General features: G+C 36.1%; 2 protein-coding genes. One reads left to right on the top strand and one right to left on the bottom strand.

The genetic code is table 11. From position 1 onward, the window contains the following. The coding region (locus WBQ70_RS14215; RefSeq protein WP_423915345.1) for a tRNA-guanine transglycosylase at nt 1-436 on the bottom strand (436 nt) is incomplete at its 3' end. 719 nt (nt 437-1,155) lie between these two features. Between WBQ70_RS14215 and WBQ70_RS14210 the strand changes: the two genes are divergently transcribed. Further along, on the top strand, nt 1,156-1,507 hold a 352-nt coding region (locus tag WBQ70_RS14210), incomplete at its 3' end, for a protein adenylyltransferase SelO family protein (protein WP_423915344.1).

Raw genomic sequence — 1,507 nt, 5'->3', positions numbered from 1 at the left:
CAAATGCCATAATAATATCAGCACCGATAGTACGTTGAATTTCCATTACATTTTCAGGTGTAAAAACGTGGTATGAGCCATCAATATGCGATTTAAACTTCACTCCATCCTCCTTAATCTTACGATTGGATGAAAGTGAATACACTTGATACCCACCAGAATCTGTCAATATAGGACGATCCCAGTTCATGAATTTATGTAATCCACCCGCTTTTTCTAGAATTTCAGTCTTTGGACGAAGATATAAGTGATACGTATTTCCCAAAATAATATCTGGATTAATATCCTCTCTTAACTCCCTTTGATGCACTCCTTTAACAGATGCAACCGTCCCAACTGGCATAAAAATTGGGGTTTCAATCACACCATGATCAGTGGTAATACTTCCTGCTCTAGCTTGAGACTGTGGATCTTTTTTTAATAAATCAAACTTCATACTACGATTTTTCTTCCGATTGTTCGGCTGGCAAAGATAGTTTAATTTAGAAAAACTTACCCTTTTTTACTCCTAAATTACAGGATGAAAAAATTAACAGCTAATTCGCATATTTTATCCTTTTTACAAATTACATTTTATTAATCGTAACCAAAAAAAATATGCTAATTCCGCTTATAATCTGCATAATTACAATCAAAGTAAATGAAAAAATTGCAACCCAAGCGATAACGAATAAGTGAAGTAATCTGCGGTTAAAATCTTTAAGTGCCTTTTCGAATACAATTATTTAACAGTTACATTTATCCCAATAGTTTCATTATCACTTTTGAAGTTTGTAACTTTGTAATGTGCCTGATCCAGCTGTACACTATAGCCCTTGTTCAAAACGTTTTTTTTACTAGGTCGTTGCAGGAGCTTCCTCTGGTCGCTCTGCCTCTCCCGTAAAAAACAACGTTTTCTCACTCGGGGCTGCCGTTTCCATCTGGGGCATGGACTCCGCAAACCATAACGTTACCAATTTCAAAATAACGTTTAGCTAGTCTAAAAGTTAGTATATAAAAAATCTGCCAAAATCCGCGTGCTAATTTTTTAACACAAATTATTACAGATAAAGCAGATTTAAAAAAATTAAAAAAACTAGATCTAATCATAACGCTTAAAAAACTTAGGGAACTTCGTGCCTCCTATGCGCCCTTAGTGTTAAAAAAAAACAAAATATGAAACTCAACATTCAAGATACTTTCAACAAAGAGCTACCCGCTGACCCAAACGTAACCAATACAGTTAGACAGGTCGAAGACGCTTGCTTTTCATTTGTAACACCTAAAAAAACAGCTAACCCAACCATCCTACATGTTTCACCTGAAATGGCTGAAAATTTAGGATTGACCGAAGAAGATACCCAATCTGAAACTTTCAAAAAAGTGTTTACTGGAAATGAGGTTCTAGCTAATACTCATCCTTATGCCATGTGCTACGGCGGACATCAATTTGGGAACTGGGCTGGACAACTAGGTGACGGCCGCGCTATTAATCTAACCGAAATCGTACACAATAACCAGCGTTGGA

This window comes from Flavobacterium sp., from assembly GCF_049590715.1.
Taxonomy (GTDB): Bacteria; Bacteroidota; Bacteroidia; order Flavobacteriales; family Flavobacteriaceae; genus Flavobacterium.
This window is presented reverse-complemented; position numbering and strand designations above follow the sequence as displayed.